This is a genomic window from Pseudomonas farris (assembly GCF_019145235.1).
Taxonomy (GTDB): Bacteria; Pseudomonadota; Gammaproteobacteria; order Pseudomonadales; family Pseudomonadaceae; genus Aquipseudomonas; species Aquipseudomonas farris.
On the sequence record NZ_JAHSTV010000006.1, the window covers coordinates 407,603 to 425,921 of the forward strand.

Below are 18,319 nucleotides of genomic sequence, written 5' to 3' on the forward strand. Positions count from 1 at the left end.
TGAGCCGGCCATTCGCTGGCAGGCGCCAAACGGGCGCCTCACAAGGAGTTAGCTGAATGAAAAAACTACTCGTCGCGTTCGCTGCCGTTGCAGCCTTTTCCGCACACGCTGCCGACACCCTGACCGTCGCGGCCACCCCGGTGCCTCATGCGGAAATCCTCGAGTTTGTTAAACCGGCCCTGGCCAAAGAAGGTGTGAACCTGAACGTCAAGGTGTTCACCGACTACATCCAGCCGAACGTGCAGGTGGCCGAGAAGCGTCTGGACGCCAACTTCTTCCAGCACCAGCCGTACCTGGATGAGTTCAACAAAGCCAAGGGCACTAACCTTGTCAGCGTTGCCGGTGTGCACCTGGAGCCGCTGGGCGCTTACTCCAGCAAGTACAAAGCGCTGACTGAGCTGCCGGGCGGCGCCAACGTGGTGATCCCGAACGATGCCACCAACGGTGGTCGTGCGCTGTTGCTGCTGGCGAAGGCTGGCCTGATCAAGTTGAAGGATTCGAACAACATCCTGTCAACCGTGAAGGACATCACCGAGAACACCAAGGACCTGAAATTCCGTGAACTGGAAGCCGCGACCATCCCGCGCGTGCTGACTCAGGTCGACCTGGCGCTGATCAACACTAACTACGCGCTGGAAGCCAAGCTCGATCCGTCCAAGGATGCGCTGGTCATCGAAGGCAGCGACTCGCCGTACGTGAACATCCTCGTTGCCCGTCCGGACGACAAGGACAGCGCTGCGATGCAGAAACTGGTTGCTGCCCTGCACAGCCCGGAAGTGAAAGCCTTCATTCTCGAGAAGTACAAAGGCGCGGTATTGCCGGCGTTCTGATCAGCTGATGTAAACGAAAAAAGGGGCGCAATCACTGCGCCCCTTTTTTGTGTCTGAAACACCGTACCTGTGGGAGCGGGCTTGCTCGCGAAAGCGGTGTAACAGTCAACATTGATGTTGGATGTTATGGCCTCTTCGCGAGCAAGCCCGCTCCCACAGGGTATTGTGTTGGTTACTCGCGCTTGAGCATTACCGGCAACTGCGCCACCAGCTTCTGGTTGTTCAACGGTGCACGAATGAACCCGCGTTGAGTCCCGTCCGGGCCAATCACCGCGAGGTTGCCGCTGTGGTCGACGGTGTAATTAGGCTTGCTGGTGTCCGCCGGAATAAACGGAATACTCACCGCATTGGCCAGTTTCTGAATGTCTTCGACCGAGGACGCAGTCAGCCCGATAAATTGCGGATCGAAGTAGCCCAGGTATTGCTTGAGTTGCTTGGGCGTGTCGCGATTCGGGTCGACGCTGACCAAAACGACCTGCAACTTGTCCACAGCATCCGCCGGCAGTTCGCTCTTGATCTGCCGCAGTTGGGCGAGGGTGGTCGGGCAGATGTCCGGGCAGAAGGTGTAGCCGAAGAACAACACACTCCATTTGCCTTTCAGTTCGTTGACCGCCACTGGTTTACCGTCCTGATCGGTCATCTTCACGTCCGGCAGGTTACGGCTTTGGGGCAACAGGATGATCCCAGCATCGATCAGTGCCGTCGGGTCGCCCTGGTTTTTACCGGTCAGTACTTTATTGATGGTCAGGCCCAGGATCAGCGCGATCAAGGCGACGAGAATGAAGACGGTTTTCTGGGTTCGAGTCATAGGTTCAACAGTAAGTAGTGGTCTACGAGCAGCGCGATAAACAGCAGGAACAAGTAGTAAATAGAGTACTTGAACGTGTTGATCGCCGCGTGCGGCCGAGTGCCACGGTACAGCACCACGGCCCATTGCAGAAACCTCGCGCCCAGTGCGAGGGCACAAATCAGGTAGAGCACGCCGCTCATGTGGATCACGTAGGGCATCAGGCTGACGGCCAGTAGTGCAAAGGTATAAAGCAGGATGTGGACTTTGGTGTAGTGCTCGCCATGAGTCACCGGCAGCATCGGAATATCAGCCTTGGCATATTCCTCTTTGCGGTGAATCGCCAGTGCCCAGAAGTGCGGCGGGGTCCAGGCGAAGATGATCAGCACCAGCAGCAACGGTTCGGCGCTGACATGACCGGTGGCGGCGGTCCAGCCGAGCAGCGGCGGGGCCGCACCAGCGAGGCCGCCGATGACGATGTTCTGCGGCGTCGCACGTTTCAGGAAGCCGGTGTAAACCACGGCATAACCGAGCAAGGACGCGAGGGTCAGCCATGCCGTCAACGGATTGGTGAAGGCCAGCAGCAAAGCCTGGCCGAGCACCGCCAGCACCAGAGCGAAAGTCAGCGCAGCACTCGGAGATATCCGACCTTCGGCCAAAGGCCGTTTGTGAGTCCGGGCCATGACGGCGTCAATGCGCCGGTCCACCACATGGTTGACCGCCGCCGCACCGCCGGCACACAAGGCAATCCCCAGATTGCCGAACACCAGCACCGTCCACGGCACCCCGGCGCGCGTCGCGAGAAACATGCCGACCAGCGAGGTGATAAGCATCAACACCACCACTTTCGGCTTGGTCAGCTCCAGGTAATCGCGCCAGATTGCCTGACTGTGACGTTCGCCGATCAGGGTCGCCATGGCATTTCTCCTTTTATTGTTATGGGCCCGGCCGAGTGTTTACGCAGACTGAGACGCCAGCGCACGGGGGGCTGATGCTTGACCCGAACCAGACTGGTTCGCGCGTGATAATTGATCAGCACCATCGTCAGCAGCAGTGCTGCGCCACCGGCGTTGTGGGCGACGGCCACGGGCAGCGGTAAGTGAAACACCACGTTGCTGATGCCCAGGGTGATTTGTGCGGCCAGGGCGATCAGCACCATGGCGGCCAGGCGCGTCATGCCGACAACCTTCAGTTGCCAGGCCAGACCGAGCAGAACGAGGGTGACCAGTAGCGCGCCGATACGGTGAGTCAGGTGAATTGCGGTGCGGGCATCGCTGTCCAGTTGCCCGCCCAGGTAATTGGGGCCGATGTGTTGGGTCAGGTGAAAGCCGTTGGCGAAATCAGTGGGTGGCAGCCATTGTCCGTGGCAGGTCGGAAAGTCGATGCAGGCCACCGCCGCATAGTTGGAGCTGACCCAGCCACCAAGGGCAATTTGCAGGATCACCAGCAGCAACCCGGCGGTCGCCCAGTGCTGCAAACGCCGGGGCACGGTCAGCGCCGGCAACACGCCGGACAGGCGCAAGGTCAGCAGAAACAACAGGCTCAAGGTCGCAAAGCCGCCAAGTAAATGCCCGGTGACCACTTGCGGCCAGAGCTTGAGCGTCACCGTCCACATGCCGAACGCCGCTTGGGCGAGCACCACCGCCAGCACAAACAACGGTAATTTCACCGGCTGTCCCGGGTAATGACGATGGGTCCAGGCGCGGCCCGCCAGCACCGCGATCAATAGCCCCAACGTGCCGGCGAAGTAGCGATGAAGCATCTCGTTCCAGCCTTTATGGGCTTCTACCGGCGCGTCGGGAAAATGCAGTTCGGCATGGGCCAGTTGGGCTTCGCTGTTCGGCACGCTGATAAAGCCGTAGCAGCCGGGCCAGTCCGGACAGCCGAGGCCCGCATGGGTCAGGCGCGTGTAGGCGCCGAGCAACACCACAATCAGTGCCAGCAAGGTGGCAAACAGCGCGAGGCGAAATCCAGGTTTGGCCATGACGATGCCCTTATCCGATGTTCGACAGTTTCAGCAAATGGCGCAGGTCATTGAGCAAGTCCTTGCCCTTCACCGTAGGGTCGTAGCGCAGCACCAGATTGCCGTGAGGGTCGATGATCCACAGGTGCGGCGTGTCGTTGCTCCGAGCGCCTTTGATGTAGGTCGGCGGGTCCAGTGAATAACGTTGCAGCTGCGGATATTCACGTTGAAGTTTAGTCTCGTAATCGCTGTTCAGCGGCTGTGCGATGGCCAGCGCATGGCTGGCGCGGGAGGCATCACGACCGAGGCCGATCTGGATCTGGCGCGCCAGATACACCAACTGCCGGCAGTCCACCGAACAGTCCTTGGGCGCTGTCACCAGTAACTGCCAGCGGTCTTCTTGCGCCGGTACGCCGATGTCGGCGCGGGTCTGGCCGTTGCCGATCAGTTCGCCGTGATAACTGCGACCCTCCGGCACCCAGAACTGCAATTTGTACATGCCGGTGGCGAGGATCATCGGACCGATCACTCCCAACAGGATCAGTAACAACTGTAAGCGCCCGCGCCGACGATTTACCGGCGTTTTCGCCTCAGACATGCCGGGTGGATTCATGGCCGCTCCCATTATTTTTCTCCTTTGCGTTGTGCCAACCGAGATAGAGGTAAAGGCCGAGCAGGGCTATCGACAGGGCGAACCACTGCACGGCATAAGCCAAATGTTTTTCCGGCCCCATGGCCACCACCGGCCAATCGGCCTGGTAGGTCGCGGGACCGTTTTGCGCGCGTAATTCGTAAGCAAAGCCGTCACGGTCAAGCGCCGCCCAGAGCCTGGCCGGTTCAATGGCGGTGACCAGTTGTGGCCAGGTCGTGGCGTCTGGGTCGGCGTGCAACTGGAACGTTGCGCCGGGGGAGACGTAGACCCAGGCGTCGAGGCTCAATGCCTGAGTCGGTGTGGTGAATGACGGCGGTGTGCGCCGATCCGGCCACGGCAACCAGCCGCGATTGACCAGCAGCCAGAGCCCGGTTGCCCGGTCCTGAAACGGTTGCAGCAGCTCGACCCCGACCTTGCCGTCGCGCTGACGGTTGTCCAGCAGCAGGCTGTGTTCGGCATCGAACTGGCCGTGCAGGCGAACCCGGCGGAAGGCCGGATCTTCGGTGTGTTGCAATTCAGTGCTGGCCATTGGTTCGGCCGCGCGGCGCTCGGCATAGCTTTGCAGCAACGCGCTTTTCTCCGCGCCCCGGCTCAACTGCCAGAACCCGAGTGACACCAGCAAAGGCAGCAGCATCGCGACCACCAGGGTCGGCACGAGGCCCGGCCGGAAGCGTTTCATGGCATCGCCAGAAAGTCGGTAATCGCGATAGCTATACTCAAATGCATCGCCTGTCCCCCGGAGTGTCACCATGCTCAAAGCAGCCATCGTCCTGATGCTGATTGCCACGGTTGTCAGCCTGTTCAGCGGCCTGTTTTTTCTGGTCAAGGACGACAGCCATTCCAATCGCCTGGTCATCGCCTTGAGTGTCCGTGTTGCGCTGGCCGCCACCACTGTCGGCTTGATCGCCTGGGGTTTTTTCAGCGGCCAGTTGGTGTCTCACGTGCCTTGGTAGTCCAGAGCCAAGGCTCAGAGCACGTAGACGAAAACGAACAGACCGATCCACACCACGTCCACGAAGTGCCAGTACCAGCTCGCCGCCTCGAAGCCGAATTGATGGTCGGCATCGAAGTGTCCGCGCATGACCCGCATCAGCATCACGAACAGAATGATGGTGCCCATGGTCACGTGGGCGCCGTGGAAACCGGTGAGCATGAAGAAGGTCGCGCCGTAGATGCCGGAGCCCAGGGTCAGGCCCAGCTCGTTGTAGGCGTGCAGGTATTCTTCGGCCTGGAAACCGAGGAACGCGCAACCGAGCAACACGGTCAGTGCCAGCCAGATTTTCAGTGCGCCGCGGTGGCCTTTTTTCAAGGCATGGTGAGCAATGGTCACGGTGACACTGGAACTCACCAGCAGCACGGTATTGAGCAGCGGCAGGCCCCAGGGGCTGATGACTTCCTTGGGTGGAGGAAAGAGTTTCGGGTCCGGGTTGTTCAGCAGCGGCCAGGTGAATTCAAACGTTGGCCACAGCATGTGAGCGAGGCCTTTGGTGCCTTCACCGCCCAGTGCCGGGCCCGTGATGTTGCGCACATAAAACAGCGCACCGAAAAAGGCGATGAAGAACATCACCTCCGAGAAAATGAACCAGCTCATGCCCCAGCGAAACGAGCGGTCCATCTGTGCGCTGTACAACCCTTGGCGACTTTCCTTGATCACCGTACCGAACCAGCCGAACAGCATGTAGGCCAGCAGCAATCCGCCGACGAAAAAGATCAGCGGGCCGTGGGATTCCGGCCGCGCGGCCTTCAGGTCGTTGAACCAGGTGCCCAGGCCGAACACCGTGACGAACATGCCGACTGTGGCGATAATCGGCCATTTGCTTTGGGCTGGAACGTAATAATGTTCGTGAGTTGCCATTTATTGTTCTCCTTATCGGGCACGCTTTAACGCCTAGCCGCCGGTGCTTGCTGCAACAGCCACGGGCGGATGACGTGCGGTGATATCGAACAGCGTGTAGGACAGCGTCAGGTGCTTCACTTCCTTGGGCATGTCGCGGTCAACAATGAACCGTACCGGCATCTCGATTCGCTGACCGGGCTGCAGCACTTGCTGGGTAAAGCAGAAACATTCGGTCTTGTGGAAGTACGCGGCTGCGTTGCTGGGTGCGATGCTCGGCACCGCCTGAGCGCTCATCGGGCGATCAGTCGGGTTGTGGGCGATAAAAATCATCTCGTTCACCGCCCCCGGGTGTGCGACCAATTCGTCGCCCTTGGGATAGAAATCCCAGACCATGTCAGCGGCGTTGGTCGACAGAAACTGCACGCGAACCTGCCGCGAGGCGTCGACTGTTTGCTCGCCTTCATACTGCCCGGAGGTTTTACCGTTGATGCCGAACGCCTTGCACATCACGTCGTAGATCGGCACCAAGGCAAAGCCGAAGACAAACATCGCTACCACCACCAGCAACAGGCGGGTGACCAGTTTCTTCATCGAAATCGAATCAGCCACGATGCAAACCCTCCACATTGAACCCTGTGGGAGCGGGCTTGCTCGCGAAGAACGATGACGCGGTCCGTCTACCAGACCGCGGCGCCTGCTTCGCGAGCAAGCCCGCTCCCACAAAGGCTAGAGCGTTCATTTCACTTCCGGCGGCGTGGTGAAGGTGTGATACGGCGCCGGCGACGGAATGCTCCATTCCAGGCCTTCTGCCCCATCCCACGGCTTGGCCGGTGCCGGCTCGCCGCCACGAATGGTCTTGATCACGATGAACAGGAAGAAGATCTGCGTGGCACCAAACATGAACGCGCCGATCGACGACACCATGTTGAAGTCGGCGAATTGCAGGTTGTAGTCCGGAATCCGCCGCGGCATGCCCGCCAGGCCCACGAAGTGCATTGGGAAGAACGCCATGTTCATGCCGATGAACGAGAGCCAGAAGTGCAGCTTGCCGAGGGTTTCGTCGTACATGTGGCCGGTCCATTTCGGCAGCCAGTAGTAGGCCGAGGCGAAGATCCCGAAGATCGCCCCCGGCACCAGCACGTAATGGAAGTGCGCGACCACGAAGTAGGTGTCCTGGTACTGGAAGTCCGCCGGGGCGATGGCCAGCATCAACCCGGAGAACCCGCCAATGGAGAACAGAATGACGAACGCCACGGCGAACAGCATCGGCGTCTCGAAGGTCAGCGAGCCTTGCCACATGGTGCTGGCCCAGTTGAACACCTTGACCCCGGTGGGCACCGCGATCAGCAGCGTGGCGTACATGAAGAACAACTCGCCCACCAGCGGAATGCCGACCACGAACATGTGGTGCGCCCAGACAATGAAGGACAGGAACGCAATACTCGCCGTGGCGTAGACCATCGAGGTGTAGCCGAACAATGGCTTGCGCGAAAAGGCCGGAATGATCGAGCTGACGGCACCGAAGGCCGGCAGGATCATGATGTACACCTCGGGGTGACCGAAGAACCAGAACACATGCTGGAACAACACCGGATCACCGCCACCGGCGGCACTGAAGAAACTGGTGCCGAAGTGGATGTCCATCAGCATCATGGTCACGCAGCCGGCCAATACCGGCATCACCGCGATCAGGAGGAATGCGGTGATCAGCCAGGTCCAGACGAACAGTGGCATTTTCATCAACGTCATGCCGGGGGCACGCAGGTTGAGGATGGTCGCGATCACGTTGATCGCCCCCATGATCGAACTGATCCCCATCAAGTGGATGGCGAAGATGAAGAACGTCACGCTTTCCGGCGCGTAGGTCGTCGACAACGGGGCATAGAAGGTCCAGCCGAAGTTCGGCCCGCCGCCGGGGGTGAACAGGGTCGATACCAACAGCAGGAACGCTGCCGGCAACAGCCAGAAGCTGAAGTTGTTCATCCGCGGCAAGGCCATGTCCGGCGCGCCGATCATCAACGGGATCATCCAGTTGGCGAGGCCGACGAAGGCCGGCATCACCGCACCGAACACCATCACCAGGCCGTGCATGGTGGTCATCTGGTTGAAGAATTCCGGCTGGACGATTTGCAGTCCCGGCTGGAACAGCTCGGCACGGATCACCATGGCGAACGAGCCGCCCAGCAGGAACATGGAGAACGCAAACCACAGGTACAGCGTGCCGATATCTTTGTGGTTGGTGGTCAGCACCCAGCGCATCAGGCCTTTGGCGGGGCCGTGGGCGTGGGCGGTGCCGGTATGAACATGGTCATCGACTACAGCAGTCATGTCCTGTCTCCTGCAAACGGATGGGCTGGGCTGGCCGGGGCGTCATGCCCCGAGCGGTTCCTTACGTGCGCAATAAACCGGGTCATTTGCTTTCCGCCTGTTTCAGCTCCAGCACTTCTTTAGGGGTGACCATGTCGCCTTTATTGTTGCCCCAGGCGTTACGTTCGTAGGTCACGACCGCTGCGATATCGACTTCCGACAGCTGTTTGCCGAACGCCGCCATGGAGGTGCCGGGTTTGCCGTGGAAGACGATGTTCAGGTGATCCTTGATCGGCCCGGTGGCGATTTTCGAGCCCTTGAGTGCCGGGAACATCGGCGGCAGGCCCTGGCCTTCAGCCTGGTGACAGGCCACGCAGGTGGTGTGATAGACCTTGTCGCCGCGCTCCTTGAGCTCATCGAGGGTCCATTCCTTGCTGGTCAGCTCTTTGAGTTGTGCAGCTTCCGCCTTGCGCTCGGCCAGCCAGGTTTCGTAATCGGCCTTTTCCTTGACCTCGACCACGATCGGCATGAAGCCGTGATCCTTGCCGCACAGCTCGGCGCACTGGCCACGGTAGATGCCGGGCTTTTCGACACGGGTCCAGGATTCATTGACGAAGCCCGGAATCGCATCGCGCTTGACAGCGAAGGCCGGCACCCACCAGGAGTGGATGACGTCGGCGGAGGTCACCAGAAAGCGCACCTTGGCACCGATCGGCAGCACCAGCGGCTTGTCGACCTCCAACAGGTAATGCTCGCCCTTGGTTTCCTTGTTGTGGATCTGATCGGCGGGGGTGTTCAGGTTGCTGAAGAATTCGACGTCCTGACCCAGGTATTTGTAGTGCCACTTCCACTGGTAACCGGTGACCTGGATATCGATATCCGGCTCAGTGTTGTCGTACATCTGGATCAGGGTGGCGGTTGCCGGGACCGCCATGGCCACCAGAATAAGCAGGGGCACGATGGTCCAGAGAATTTCGACGGTGGTGCTTTCATGAAATTTTGCGGCCACCTGCCCGGTAGAGCGGCGGTGGAGGATCATCGACCAGAACATAGCGCCGAAGACGATGATGCCGATCACTACACAGATCCAGAAAATGGTCATGTGCAGGTCGAATACTGCGTGACTGATTTCAGTCGCTCCAGGCGCCATATTCACAGTCCAGGCCGCTTGCGCCTGACTGAAAATCGACCACAACAGGAGGCCCATCCAGACTTGTGGATGTCGCATCATTGCGGGTTCCCCTTATAGTTCTTTTTATCCCGCCGGCTTTCACCTGCGGCAAGGGAGCGGCTTTTTCAGACTACGAACTTGAATCGCCGAGCCTTGCTGCATATGCAGTCGGGCGTCATCAGCTAACTCCATTCAGAACCGAGTATAGACAGCGACTGCCACCTCGCAACGCGATGGCGTAAATCAACCTAAACAGGTTGGACTTGCGTTCCAGGTCACGAATGGAGAAGGATGCAGACGAGTGGTGGCAAATCGATATAACGTAGACGTCTCAAGGATGAAATAATTATGACAAATACGTCTTAGGCTTTTTCATAAGCCAGCTACGTTATGTCTTCCCCTATTTCATTGCCTTTGTTTCCTGGAGTTTTCATGAACACCGCCGCATTGCGCGAGCAGATCCAAAAAGCCCAACAACATGAGGCCGAGACCGGCCTGTTGACTCGTCAGTTGGAAACCCAACTGCCGCACCTTCACTCCGCCATCCAATTGCCGGATGTCGATGCCAACGGCGTGATGACGCGTTTTGTGGCCGCGTATATAGAACAAGTGCCGGACCTGCTGGACGCAGCCAATGAAGTCGCCAGGGAAGCGGGCATCGAATCGCAGATCAAGCCGGTATTGAAAATCGCCGAGCAGTTCTTCCTCCAGCCGCCGGCGATCATGGCCGGTCATGTCGGCCTGGACGGCCTGCTGGATGAAGCTTATCTGGCGCATCGGTTGGTCGAAGAGGTCAACGATCTGTACATCAAGCATTTTGGCCAGCCATTGATCCCCTTGGACATGACTGTTGCCAACCTGATTGCCCACCAACTGATCGGCGAGGAATTTGCCAATCAACTGGATGAGGCGGTGCATCACGCTGTGGACGAGATGCTTAACGATGAAAGTTTCGCGCTGGAGTCGGTAGAGGCCTACCGCGAGAAACTCAACAGCCCGGACACCGGCGCCGCGTGGAAGCGCTGGCCGTGCCTGTCGCGCCAGTTGGGCGTGGGCCTTGAGCTGGATCAGCCCGCGGCTTGATTCAACGGTAGCAATTGAACAGCTGTGGGAGCGGGCTTGCTCGCGAAAGCGGCGGATCAGTCGACATTAATGTCGAATGATTGACCGCATTCGCGAGCGAGCCCGCTCCCACATTGTTATTAAGCGGCTGAGCCTACGCCGGTTGTGGTACGCAACCGTCCTTCAAGCCTGCGCTTCAATCCCCGCGCTTCGATTAACAGCTTCGAACCCTTGGCCGCATTGGCCCGACCCCACTCCTCCAGCAACTCCAGACACGAGTGATCGATGTAGCTCAGGTTATTGAGTGGCACATGCACCGTTGCGCCTGCGGGAATGCTCCCCAGCACTTGGGTCAGCGCCGGTACCTTGAGGAAGGTCGCCGCCCCCACCAGTCGCAGCTCCATCTCGCCGTCCGCCGGCAGATCGATCAGGCTGATTTTCAGACGCGAAGCCTTCCAGGCCAGTTTAGCCAGTGTCAGGCCAAAGCCGATCAGCACGCCGGTCAGCAGGTCGGTGAAGATGATTGCCAGTGCGGTCGCCGCATAGGTGAACATCGGCATCCGCCCATAACGGCCCAGACCGCGAAAGGCCTTGAGGTCCACCAGTTTGAAACCGGTGTAAACCAGAACCCCCGCCAGACTCGCCACCGGAATGCTTTGCAGCACGCTCGATAGCAGCAGCACGAAGGCCAGCAACCACAGACCATGGAACACGGTAGATAGTCGAGTGGTGGCGCCGGCCTGAACGTTGGCCGAACTGCGCACGATCACCCCGGTCATCGGCAGCGCGCCGAGCAAACCACACAACATGTTGCCCACACCTTGCGCCGACAATTCACGGTCGAAGTCCGAGCGCTGGCCACTGTGCATGCGATCCACAGCCGCGGCCGAGAGCAGGGTTTCGGCGCTGGCGATAAAGGCCACGGCGAAGGCGGCGATCAGCAAGGCCGGGTCTGCCAGGTTGAGCAGATCCGCCGGGCGCAGCCAATCGATGGCTTCCGCCAGGTTGGCCGGAACTTCCACACGTTTGACCTGCAAGGCGAGCACCAGGCTGGCAACCGTTGCCAGGCCGACCCCAAGCAATGCTCCAGGAACGAAACGCAGGGAGTGCGGACGGAATTTTTCCCACAGCCACATCACGGCAATGGTCGACAGTCCGAGCAAACCCGCTTGCCAGCCAAACGAAGGCAAAGCCTGAATCACTGCAGCAGGGAAGGCCGCCAGATTATCCAGCCCCGACGGCTTGGGCACGGCATCGAGCATCACATGCACCTGTGACAGCACGATCAGTACCCCGATCCCGGCGAGCATGCCGTACACCACCGCTGGCGCGGTGACCCGAAACCAGCAGCCCAGCTTCAAGCGTCCGGCCACCAATTGCAGAAAACCCGCCAGCAGCAGGATTGGCCCGAGCATGGCGATACCATGTTGGCGCACCAGTTCGAACACCAATACCGCCAGACCCGCCGCCGGGCCGCTGACTTGCAGTGGCGATCCGGCAAGCCACCCGACCACCAGGCCACCGATGATGCCAGTGATCAGTCCTTTGGACGGTGGCAGCCCTGAGGCGATGGCGATACCCATGCACAAGGGCAGGGCGACCAGAAATACAACCACCGAAGCCAGCAGCTCCCGTGGCAGAACAGCTTTTAGTTGAGCAGCACGCATGGTGACTCTCCCGAAGTTTTCTTCAGGCATGGCAAAGCAGGCTGCCAGATCAGCAGCCTCGGCTAAACCACACGGAGGATTTAGAAGCGCGCTTTAGGCGTCGCCACCGGAATCGGATGACTGCCATCGAGTGGCAGGAAACACCCCTGATCCGCGTCGTAAGCTTTGATTTCGCTGGTTTCGATGCTGTAGACCCAACCATGGATAAACAGCTGACCGTTGGCTATGCGTGAGGCCACCGACGGGTGCGTGCGCAAATGCTGCAACTGAGCGATCACATTCTCCTCGGTGAGAATATGCATGCTCTCGTTTTCATCAGTGCAATGGCAGTTGTCCTGAACCATGGTTTTCGCCACTTCCGCATGACGCAGCCAGGCCTTTACCGTCGGCATCTTTTCCAGGCTCTGCGGGTTGAGCACTGCGCGCATGGCGCCACAGTCGGAGTGCCCGCAGATAATGATGTGCTGCACGCCGAGAGCCAGCACTGCATATTCGATGGCCGTGGAAACACCGCCGTTCATTTGCCCATAGGGCGGCACGACGTTGCCGACGTTGCGGGTCACGAACAAGTCGCCAGGGGCGCTTTGGGTAATCAGTTCGGGAACGATGCGTGAATCGGCACACGCGATGAACATCGCCCGAGGCCGCTGGGCCGTGGCGAGTTTTTTGAAGAGTTCTTCCTGCTGCGGAAAGATCTCGTGATGAAAGTGCAAAAAGCCGTCAACGATATGCTTCAGCGCTGCATCGGCGGTTTCCGCCTCGGGTTGGGCTGAAGCCGACGCAGCCAACGGCTGTTTATCCTTGTCACTCATAATTCATCCTCTTTGGCGGAGTCAGGGAATTTTCCCGTTTTGTCCGGTATGAAGCCAGTGGCTGTTTAAAAAACATCCAGGTCGAAAGGACAGACCCATCAGTCACTCGATGAACAAGGTAGCTGTTGAAACTTAACTCAAACTGAATAAAGCGCTCTAGAACGAGTGTTCCAGGTCACCAGAAATGTGACCAGCCTAAACGCGGTGTATCGTTTTCTCTGCTCAACCATAGGGCCAATTGTCTTTAAATCAATGACATTTGGCGACCCGGCGGACAAAAGGCTTCGCAATCCAGATTGAAACCTTCCCGACGATTGAGCCCCAGGCGCTTGATGGTTTTGGCGAAGCGTTGCGCCAACAGATCGGCAAACGGCCCTTCACCGCGCATTCGCGCGCCGAACCGGCTGTCGTAGAGCTCACCACCACGGCTTTGGCGGATCAGGCTCAACACATGAGCTGCACGCTGAGGATAGTGGGCGGCCAGCCACTCTTCGAACAGCGGCGCCACTTCCAGCGGCAGGCGCAACATCATGTAGGCCGCGCTTTGCGCGCCGGCCGCATGGGCCTCGGTCAGCAGGCTCTCGAGTTCGCTGTCGTTGATCATTGGAATCATCGGTGAGCACAAAACACCCACCGGAATCCCGGCTTCGCGCATCACCCGAATCGCCCGCAGTCGTGCCTTGGGTGCCGCGGCGCGCGGTTCTAGGATGCGTTTGAGTTCATCATCCAGCGTGGTCAGGCTGATCATCACCGCCACCAGCCTTTGTTCGGCGAGTTCGGCCAGCAAGTCCAGATCGCGAAGAATCAGCGAGCCCTTGGTGATGATGGTCACCGGATGGCGGTAACGCAGCAGCACTTCGAGTGTCTTGCGGGTAATTCTGTGTTCGCGTTCGATCGGCTGATAAGGGTCAGTGTTGGAGCCCAGGTTGATCGGCGCGCATTGATAGCCGCGCTTGGACAGTTGTTCTTCCAGCACATCGGCGGCGTTGGTCTTGGCGATCAGTTTGGTTTCGAAATCCAGCCCCGGTGACAGGTCCCAATAGGCGTGGCTGGGCCGTGCGTAGCAATAGATGCAGCCATGCTCGCAGCCGCGATAGGGATTGATCGAACGATCGAACGGCAGGTCTGGCGAGTTATTGCGGGTGATGATGGTTTTTGCCGTCTCAATGCGCACCTCGGTGCCTTGGGTGATCGGCGCTTCCTGATACCAGCCGTCATCCTCGGCCACCGAACGGCTTGGCGCAAAACGATTGTGCGGGTTGGTGGCGGTGCCGCGGCCGCGAGGGGGCAATGGCGCATTCATGGGAGAGATCCTGATTGCTGTATGTGTATACAGTATCTCGAGGACTGTCGGCGAGCTAGTGCCGTTCGGCGAATTGAAGTACTGGATCTGGAAGAGAGTGAAAAACCGGAACTCGACGCTCATTGACTGTCAGGCAATCCCGGCAGAATCGTTTCACGTTTCATTGACACCTCCCTCACAGCCCTTTGACCGTTCAGGGCGCAAGCTCGATGCCATATTCAGCCTCTCCCTGAACGGTCGCCCGAGCATGTCCCTAGCGCGTTATATCTCTGTGATGTGCCTATCGCTGATCGTATTTTTCAACCTGACACCGGTATTCGCTGACGACACTGCTTTGCCTCGCCCGGCAGAGTGGGCTCAATCAGTCGAGGTGCAATACAACCTCTATCAAATGTCCCCGACGCTCTATCGCAGCGCATTGCCGGACCGGGGAGCGGTGCCGTTGCTGAAAAGGCTCAAGGTCGCAACCGTTATCAACTTCCTGCCCGAATCGGATTCACGCTGGTTATCCACACCAGGTATCGCCCAGGTACAGCTGCCTTATCGCACCAATCACGTGGATGATGCGGATGTGCTCAAGGCCCTTCGCACGATTCAGACCGCCGAGGCCAAAGGCCCTGTGCTTATGCACTGCAAGCACGGCTCGGACCGCACTGGCCTGATGGCCGCGATGTACCGGGTGGTCGTGCAAGGTTGGAGCAAGGAAGAGGCCTTGAATGAAATGACCCAGGGCGGCTTTGGTGACAGCACTCATTTCAAGGAGGGCGTGCGTTACATGATGCAGGCTGATGTCGACAAACTTCGTACGGCACTGGCCAACGGTGATTGCAGCACGAGTCCATTTGCCAGTTGCTCGATGAAGAACTGGTTCAAATCGGCCCATGTCGAGTAAGTAATACCTCCCACTGCATTGCGCAGTGGAAGGTTGTTTCCAGCACTTAGTGTTGCTCGTCTGGCTTCTTCTTCAACTTCGGGTTCGGAAAAAACTGCACGGCCTGAACCTTGGCGTCCGGCACCTTGAGTGCCGAAGTATTGACCCGTGTGCCCAATTCCTTGGGCACCGACAGACCTTGCTCATTCAGCGTGTCGGAATAACCGCAGGCCACGCACTCGCGATGCGGAACTGCGTCTTCGCTCCACATCATCAACTTGTCCGGCTCGCTGCAAGCCGGGCAGACCGCCCCGGCGATAAAGCGTTTTTTGGTAATCACAGGTCCCTCACTCATGCTGCCGCGTCCTCACTCAGGCCGCTGTGGCGCAAGAGTGCGTCAATCGATGGCGCACGGCCACGGAAGTCGACGAACAGCACCATTGGCTCTTGGGAGCCGCCCCGTGCCAGGATCGCTTCGCGGAAGGCGCGCCCGGTCTCGGCATTGAGCACACCCTCTTCTTCGAATTTCGAGAAGGCATCGGCCGACAATACTTCAGCCCATTTATAGCTGTAGTACCCCGCCGCGTAACCGCCGGCAAAGATGTGGGCGAAGCTGTTGGGGAAGCGGTTGTAGGCCGGCGGACGCATGACCGAGACCTCGTCGCGCACGCCTTCGAGCACTTGCAGCACACTGCGACCGTCGCCGTGGGTAGCGTGCAGTTCGAAGTCGAACAGCGAGAACTCCAATTGGCGGACCATCATCAGGCCGGACTGGAAGTTCTTCGCTGCGAGCATTTTCTCCAGCAGATCCTGAGGTAACGGCTCGCCGGTTTCATAGTGACCGGAAATCAGCGCCAGACCTTCCGGCTCCCAGCACCAGTTTTCCATGAACTGGCTTGGCAGCTCGACCGCATCCCAAGCCACGCCATTAATGCCGGACACGCCAGCATGCTCGACGCGGGTCAGCAGGTGATGCAGGCCGTGACCGAATTCGTGGAACAGGGTGGTCACTTCATCGTGGGTCAGCAGGGCTGGCTTGCCGCTGTCGGCGGGGGTGAAGTTGCACACCAGATTCGCCACCGGGCTTTGCAGCACGCCATTGATCGTGCGGCGATGATCGCGAGCGCCGTCCATCCAGGCACCGCCGCGCTTGTTGGCGCGGGCATACAGGTCGAAGAAGAACCTGCCGACGTGCTGGCCGTTTTCCTTGATTTCGAACAGGCGAACGTCCGGGTGCCAGGTATCGAAGCCTTTCAGCTCGGCGATCTCGATGCCGTACAGGCGCTGGACAATGCTGAACAGCCCACCCAAAACCTTGTCGATCGGGAAGTACGCGCGAAGGGTTTCCTGGGCGACGCTGTAGCGCTGCTCGCGAAGTTTTTCACCGTAGAAACCACTGTCCCAGCTTTGCAGGTCCGGGCAACCTTGCTCGGCGGCGTAGGCCTTGAGCTGTTGCAGATCCTGGGCGGCGAACGGCTTGCTGCGTTTGGCCAGGTCGCGTAGGAAACTCAGCACCTGATCATTGGACTCGGCCATTTTGGTGGCCAGGCTCAGCTCCGAGAAACTGGCGAAGCCCAACAGTTTTGCCAGCTCCTGACGCAGGTCGAGGATTTCTTCCATGACCGGGCCGTTGTCATTCTGACCGGCATTCGGGCCTTGGTTCGACGCGCGGGTGCAATAGGCGGCGTAGACTTCTTCACGCAGGGCGCGGTCCTGGGCGTAGGTCATCACCGCGTAGTAACTCGGGAATTCCAGGGTGATCAACCAGCCATCCAGCTCTTTGGCTTGTGCGGCGGCGGCCATTTGCGCCTTGGCCGACTCGGTCAGGCCGGCGAGGGCGGCTTCGTCGGTGACGTGCTTGGTCCAGGCCTGGGTAGCATCGAGCAACTGATTGGAGAAGCGGCTGCCCAGCTCCGACAGTTTGCTCTGCACGTCGGCGTAACGTTTTTGCTCTGGCGCAGGCAGGTCGATACCCGACAGACGGAAGTCACGCAGGGCGTGTTCCAGGATCGTTTTCTGCGCCACGTCGAAGCCGGCGGCCTCTGGGCTGTTGGCCAGCGCTTCATAGGCCTGAAACAGTTCACGGTTCTGGCCCAGCTCGGTGGCGTAGGCGCTCAAGGCCGGCAGGCAAGCCTCGTAGGCTTCGCGCAACTCGGCGCTGTTGCACACGGCATTGAGGTGGCTGACCGGGCTCCAGGCGGCGCCCAGACGATCGTTGAGCTCATCCATTGCCAGCACCAGGCCGGCCCAGGTCGGTTGTTTACCCTGGACTTTGAGGATGTCGACGATGGCGGCGCGGTTGTCAGCCAGGATCTTTTCAATGGCCGGTTGCACGTGTTCGGCACGGATCGCCGAGAATGGCGGCAGGTCGTAGGACTGCAGAAGAGGGTTGTTCACGCTCACGGTTGGCACCTTGGCTGGAAAACATGCGGGAAGAAACATGGCCCCATCTTAATTACAATCGACGCTCACCGCAGCTATCAGCAAAAGAGAGAGAGCCTATCGTGACCCTTCGCAAGTATCAGAACCACACGCCGCTGCTGGGCAAAGGCGCCTTTGTCGACGGCTCGGCGGTGGTGATCGGCGACGTCGAAATCGGCGAAGACAGCTCCGTCTGGCCACTGACAGTGATCCGCGGCGACATGCATCGCATCCGAATCGGTGCGCGCACCAGCGTGCAGGACGGCTGCGTGTTGCACATTACCCACGCCGGACCATTCAACCCCGATGGCTTCCCGCTGCTGATCGGTGACGATGTGACCATCGCGCATAAAGTCATGCTTCATGGTTGCGCCGTGGGTAACCGGATTCTGATCGGCATGGGCAGCATCGTCATGGACGGTGCGGTGGTCGAGGACGATGTGATCATCGGCGCCGGCAGTCTGGTACCCCCGGGCAAGCGTCTGGAAAGCGGTTTCCTCTACGTCGGTAGCCCGGTGAAACAGATCCGGCCGCTGAGTGACAAGGAAAAAGCCTTTTTCACCTACAGTGCGGCGAACTACGTGAAGCTCAAGGATCTGCATCTGGCCGAAGGCTACGACCAGCTCTAAGCCTCCT

General features: G+C 59.3%; 19 protein-coding genes. 5 read left to right on the top strand and 14 right to left on the bottom strand.

All coding sequences use genetic code 11. The annotated features are described in order from the left end of the window. Positions 1 to 56 precede the first annotated feature (56 nt). A complete protein-coding gene (locus KVG95_RS15475) occupies positions 57 to 830 on the top strand; it encodes a MetQ/NlpA family ABC transporter substrate-binding protein (RefSeq protein ID WP_217857029.1) in 774 nt (257 codons plus the stop codon). A gap of 172 nt (positions 831 to 1,002) precedes the next feature. Here KVG95_RS15475 and KVG95_RS15480 read toward each other — a convergent pair whose 3' ends face one another. The 5 genes from KVG95_RS15480 to KVG95_RS15500 are packed head-to-tail and all read right to left on the bottom strand — an operon-like array spanning position 1,003 to position 4,911. Continuing rightward, the gene (locus KVG95_RS15480) at positions 1,003 to 1,638 is read right to left on the bottom strand and encodes an SCO family protein (RefSeq protein WP_048397331.1); all 636 of its coding nucleotides are present in this window, start codon (positions 1,636 to 1,638) and stop codon (positions 1,003 to 1,005) included. Further along, the gene (gene cyoE / locus KVG95_RS15485) at positions 1,635 to 2,534 is read right to left on the bottom strand and encodes a heme o synthase (protein WP_052963574.1); all 900 of its coding nucleotides are present in this window, start codon (positions 2,532 to 2,534) and stop codon (positions 1,635 to 1,637) included. The genes KVG95_RS15480 and cyoE overlap by 4 nt, the downstream gene beginning before the upstream one ends. Then, positions 2,522 to 3,601 carry a COX15/CtaA family protein gene (locus KVG95_RS15490; RefSeq protein WP_217857030.1) on the bottom strand — a complete coding sequence of 360 codons (1,080 nt, stop codon included), beginning with the start codon at positions 3,599 to 3,601 and terminating at the stop codon, positions 2,522 to 2,524. Before KVG95_RS15490 ends, cyoE begins: the two co-directional genes overlap by 13 nt. Before the next feature lie 10 nt (positions 3,602 to 3,611). After that, a complete protein-coding gene (locus tag KVG95_RS15495; protein ID WP_217857031.1) occupies positions 3,612 to 4,205 on the bottom strand; it encodes a PA_0111/PP_0108 family redox-active disulfide protein in 594 nt (197 codons plus the stop codon). Next, the gene (locus KVG95_RS15500) at positions 4,171 to 4,911 is read right to left on the bottom strand and encodes an SURF1 family protein (RefSeq protein WP_217857032.1); all 741 of its coding nucleotides are present in this window, start codon (positions 4,909 to 4,911) and stop codon (positions 4,171 to 4,173) included. The genes KVG95_RS15495 and KVG95_RS15500 overlap by 35 nt, the downstream gene beginning before the upstream one ends. A 70-nt stretch (positions 4,912 to 4,981) precedes the next feature. Here KVG95_RS15500 and KVG95_RS15505 point away from each other — a divergent pair, with 70 nt between their 5' ends. Next, complete coding sequence (locus KVG95_RS15505; protein ID WP_030129650.1) at positions 4,982 to 5,185, top strand: twin transmembrane helix small protein; 204 nt, start codon at positions 4,982 to 4,984, stop codon at positions 5,183 to 5,185. Between the two features lie 14 nt (positions 5,186 to 5,199). Here the strand turns inward: KVG95_RS15505 and KVG95_RS15510 are convergent, their stop codons facing one another. The 4 genes from KVG95_RS15510 to coxB form a co-directional block, all read right to left on the bottom strand. After that, complete coding sequence (locus KVG95_RS15510) at positions 5,200 to 6,087, bottom strand: cytochrome c oxidase subunit 3 (protein ID WP_052963578.1); 888 nt, start codon at positions 6,085 to 6,087, stop codon at positions 5,200 to 5,202. 33 nt (positions 6,088 to 6,120) lie between these two features. Then, the gene (locus KVG95_RS15515; protein ID WP_217857033.1) at positions 6,121 to 6,678 is read right to left on the bottom strand and encodes a cytochrome c oxidase assembly protein; all 558 of its coding nucleotides are present in this window, start codon (positions 6,676 to 6,678) and stop codon (positions 6,121 to 6,123) included. 126 nt (positions 6,679 to 6,804) lie between these two features. Further along, entirely contained in the window at positions 6,805 to 8,397 is a 1,593-nt protein-coding gene (ctaD, locus tag KVG95_RS15520) for a cytochrome c oxidase subunit I (protein ID WP_123720055.1), read from the bottom strand. An 82-nt stretch (positions 8,398 to 8,479) separates the two neighbouring features. Further along, on the bottom strand, positions 8,480 to 9,607 hold the full coding sequence (gene coxB, locus KVG95_RS15525) for a cytochrome c oxidase subunit II (protein WP_217857034.1): 1,128 nt from the start codon (positions 9,605 to 9,607) through the stop codon (positions 8,480 to 8,482). 372 nt (positions 9,608 to 9,979) lie between these two features. Here coxB and KVG95_RS15530 point away from each other — a divergent pair, with 372 nt between their 5' ends. After that, a complete protein-coding gene (locus tag KVG95_RS15530; RefSeq protein ID WP_217857035.1) occupies positions 9,980 to 10,630 on the top strand; it encodes a hypothetical protein in 651 nt (216 codons plus the stop codon). 119 nt (positions 10,631 to 10,749) lie between these two features. On the opposite strand, the gene KVG95_RS15535 is transcribed toward KVG95_RS15530, so the two are convergent. From KVG95_RS15535 to KVG95_RS15545, 3 genes are all read right to left on the bottom strand, one after another. Continuing rightward, complete coding sequence (locus KVG95_RS15535) at positions 10,750 to 12,276, bottom strand: SulP family inorganic anion transporter (protein ID WP_123356891.1); 1,527 nt, start codon at positions 12,274 to 12,276, stop codon at positions 10,750 to 10,752. Between the two features lie 80 nt (positions 12,277 to 12,356). Continuing rightward, a complete protein-coding gene (locus KVG95_RS15540) occupies positions 12,357 to 13,088 on the bottom strand; it encodes a carbonic anhydrase (RefSeq protein ID WP_123720052.1) in 732 nt (243 codons plus the stop codon). A gap of 244 nt (positions 13,089 to 13,332) precedes the next feature. Then, positions 13,333 to 14,391 (bottom strand): PA0069 family radical SAM protein, encoded by a 1,059-nt coding sequence (locus KVG95_RS15545; protein ID WP_217857036.1) that lies wholly within the window; start codon positions 14,389 to 14,391, stop codon positions 13,333 to 13,335. 247 nt (positions 14,392 to 14,638) lie between these two features. Here KVG95_RS15545 and KVG95_RS15550 point away from each other — a divergent pair, with 247 nt between their 5' ends. Further along, positions 14,639 to 15,283 (top strand): phosphatase domain-containing protein, encoded by a 645-nt coding sequence (locus tag KVG95_RS15550; protein ID WP_217857065.1) that lies wholly within the window; start codon positions 14,639 to 14,641, stop codon positions 15,281 to 15,283. Positions 15,284 to 15,329: 46 nt separating this feature from the next. On the opposite strand, the gene KVG95_RS15555 is transcribed toward KVG95_RS15550, so the two are convergent. Further along, positions 15,330 to 15,617, bottom strand: coding sequence for a YheV family putative zinc ribbon protein (locus KVG95_RS15555; RefSeq protein WP_048397319.1), 288 nt, complete (start codon positions 15,615 to 15,617; stop codon positions 15,330 to 15,332). Beyond that, the gene (prlC, locus tag KVG95_RS15560; RefSeq protein WP_367616763.1) at positions 15,614 to 17,665 is read right to left on the bottom strand and encodes an oligopeptidase A; all 2,052 of its coding nucleotides are present in this window, start codon (positions 17,663 to 17,665) and stop codon (positions 15,614 to 15,616) included. Before prlC ends, KVG95_RS15555 begins: the two co-directional genes overlap by 4 nt. A 101-nt stretch (positions 17,666 to 17,766) precedes the next feature. Here prlC and KVG95_RS15565 point away from each other — a divergent pair, with 101 nt between their 5' ends. Beyond that, the gene (locus tag KVG95_RS15565; RefSeq protein WP_217857038.1) at positions 17,767 to 18,312 is read left to right on the top strand and encodes a gamma carbonic anhydrase family protein; all 546 of its coding nucleotides are present in this window, start codon (positions 17,767 to 17,769) and stop codon (positions 18,310 to 18,312) included. Positions 18,313 to 18,319 lie beyond the last annotated feature (7 nt).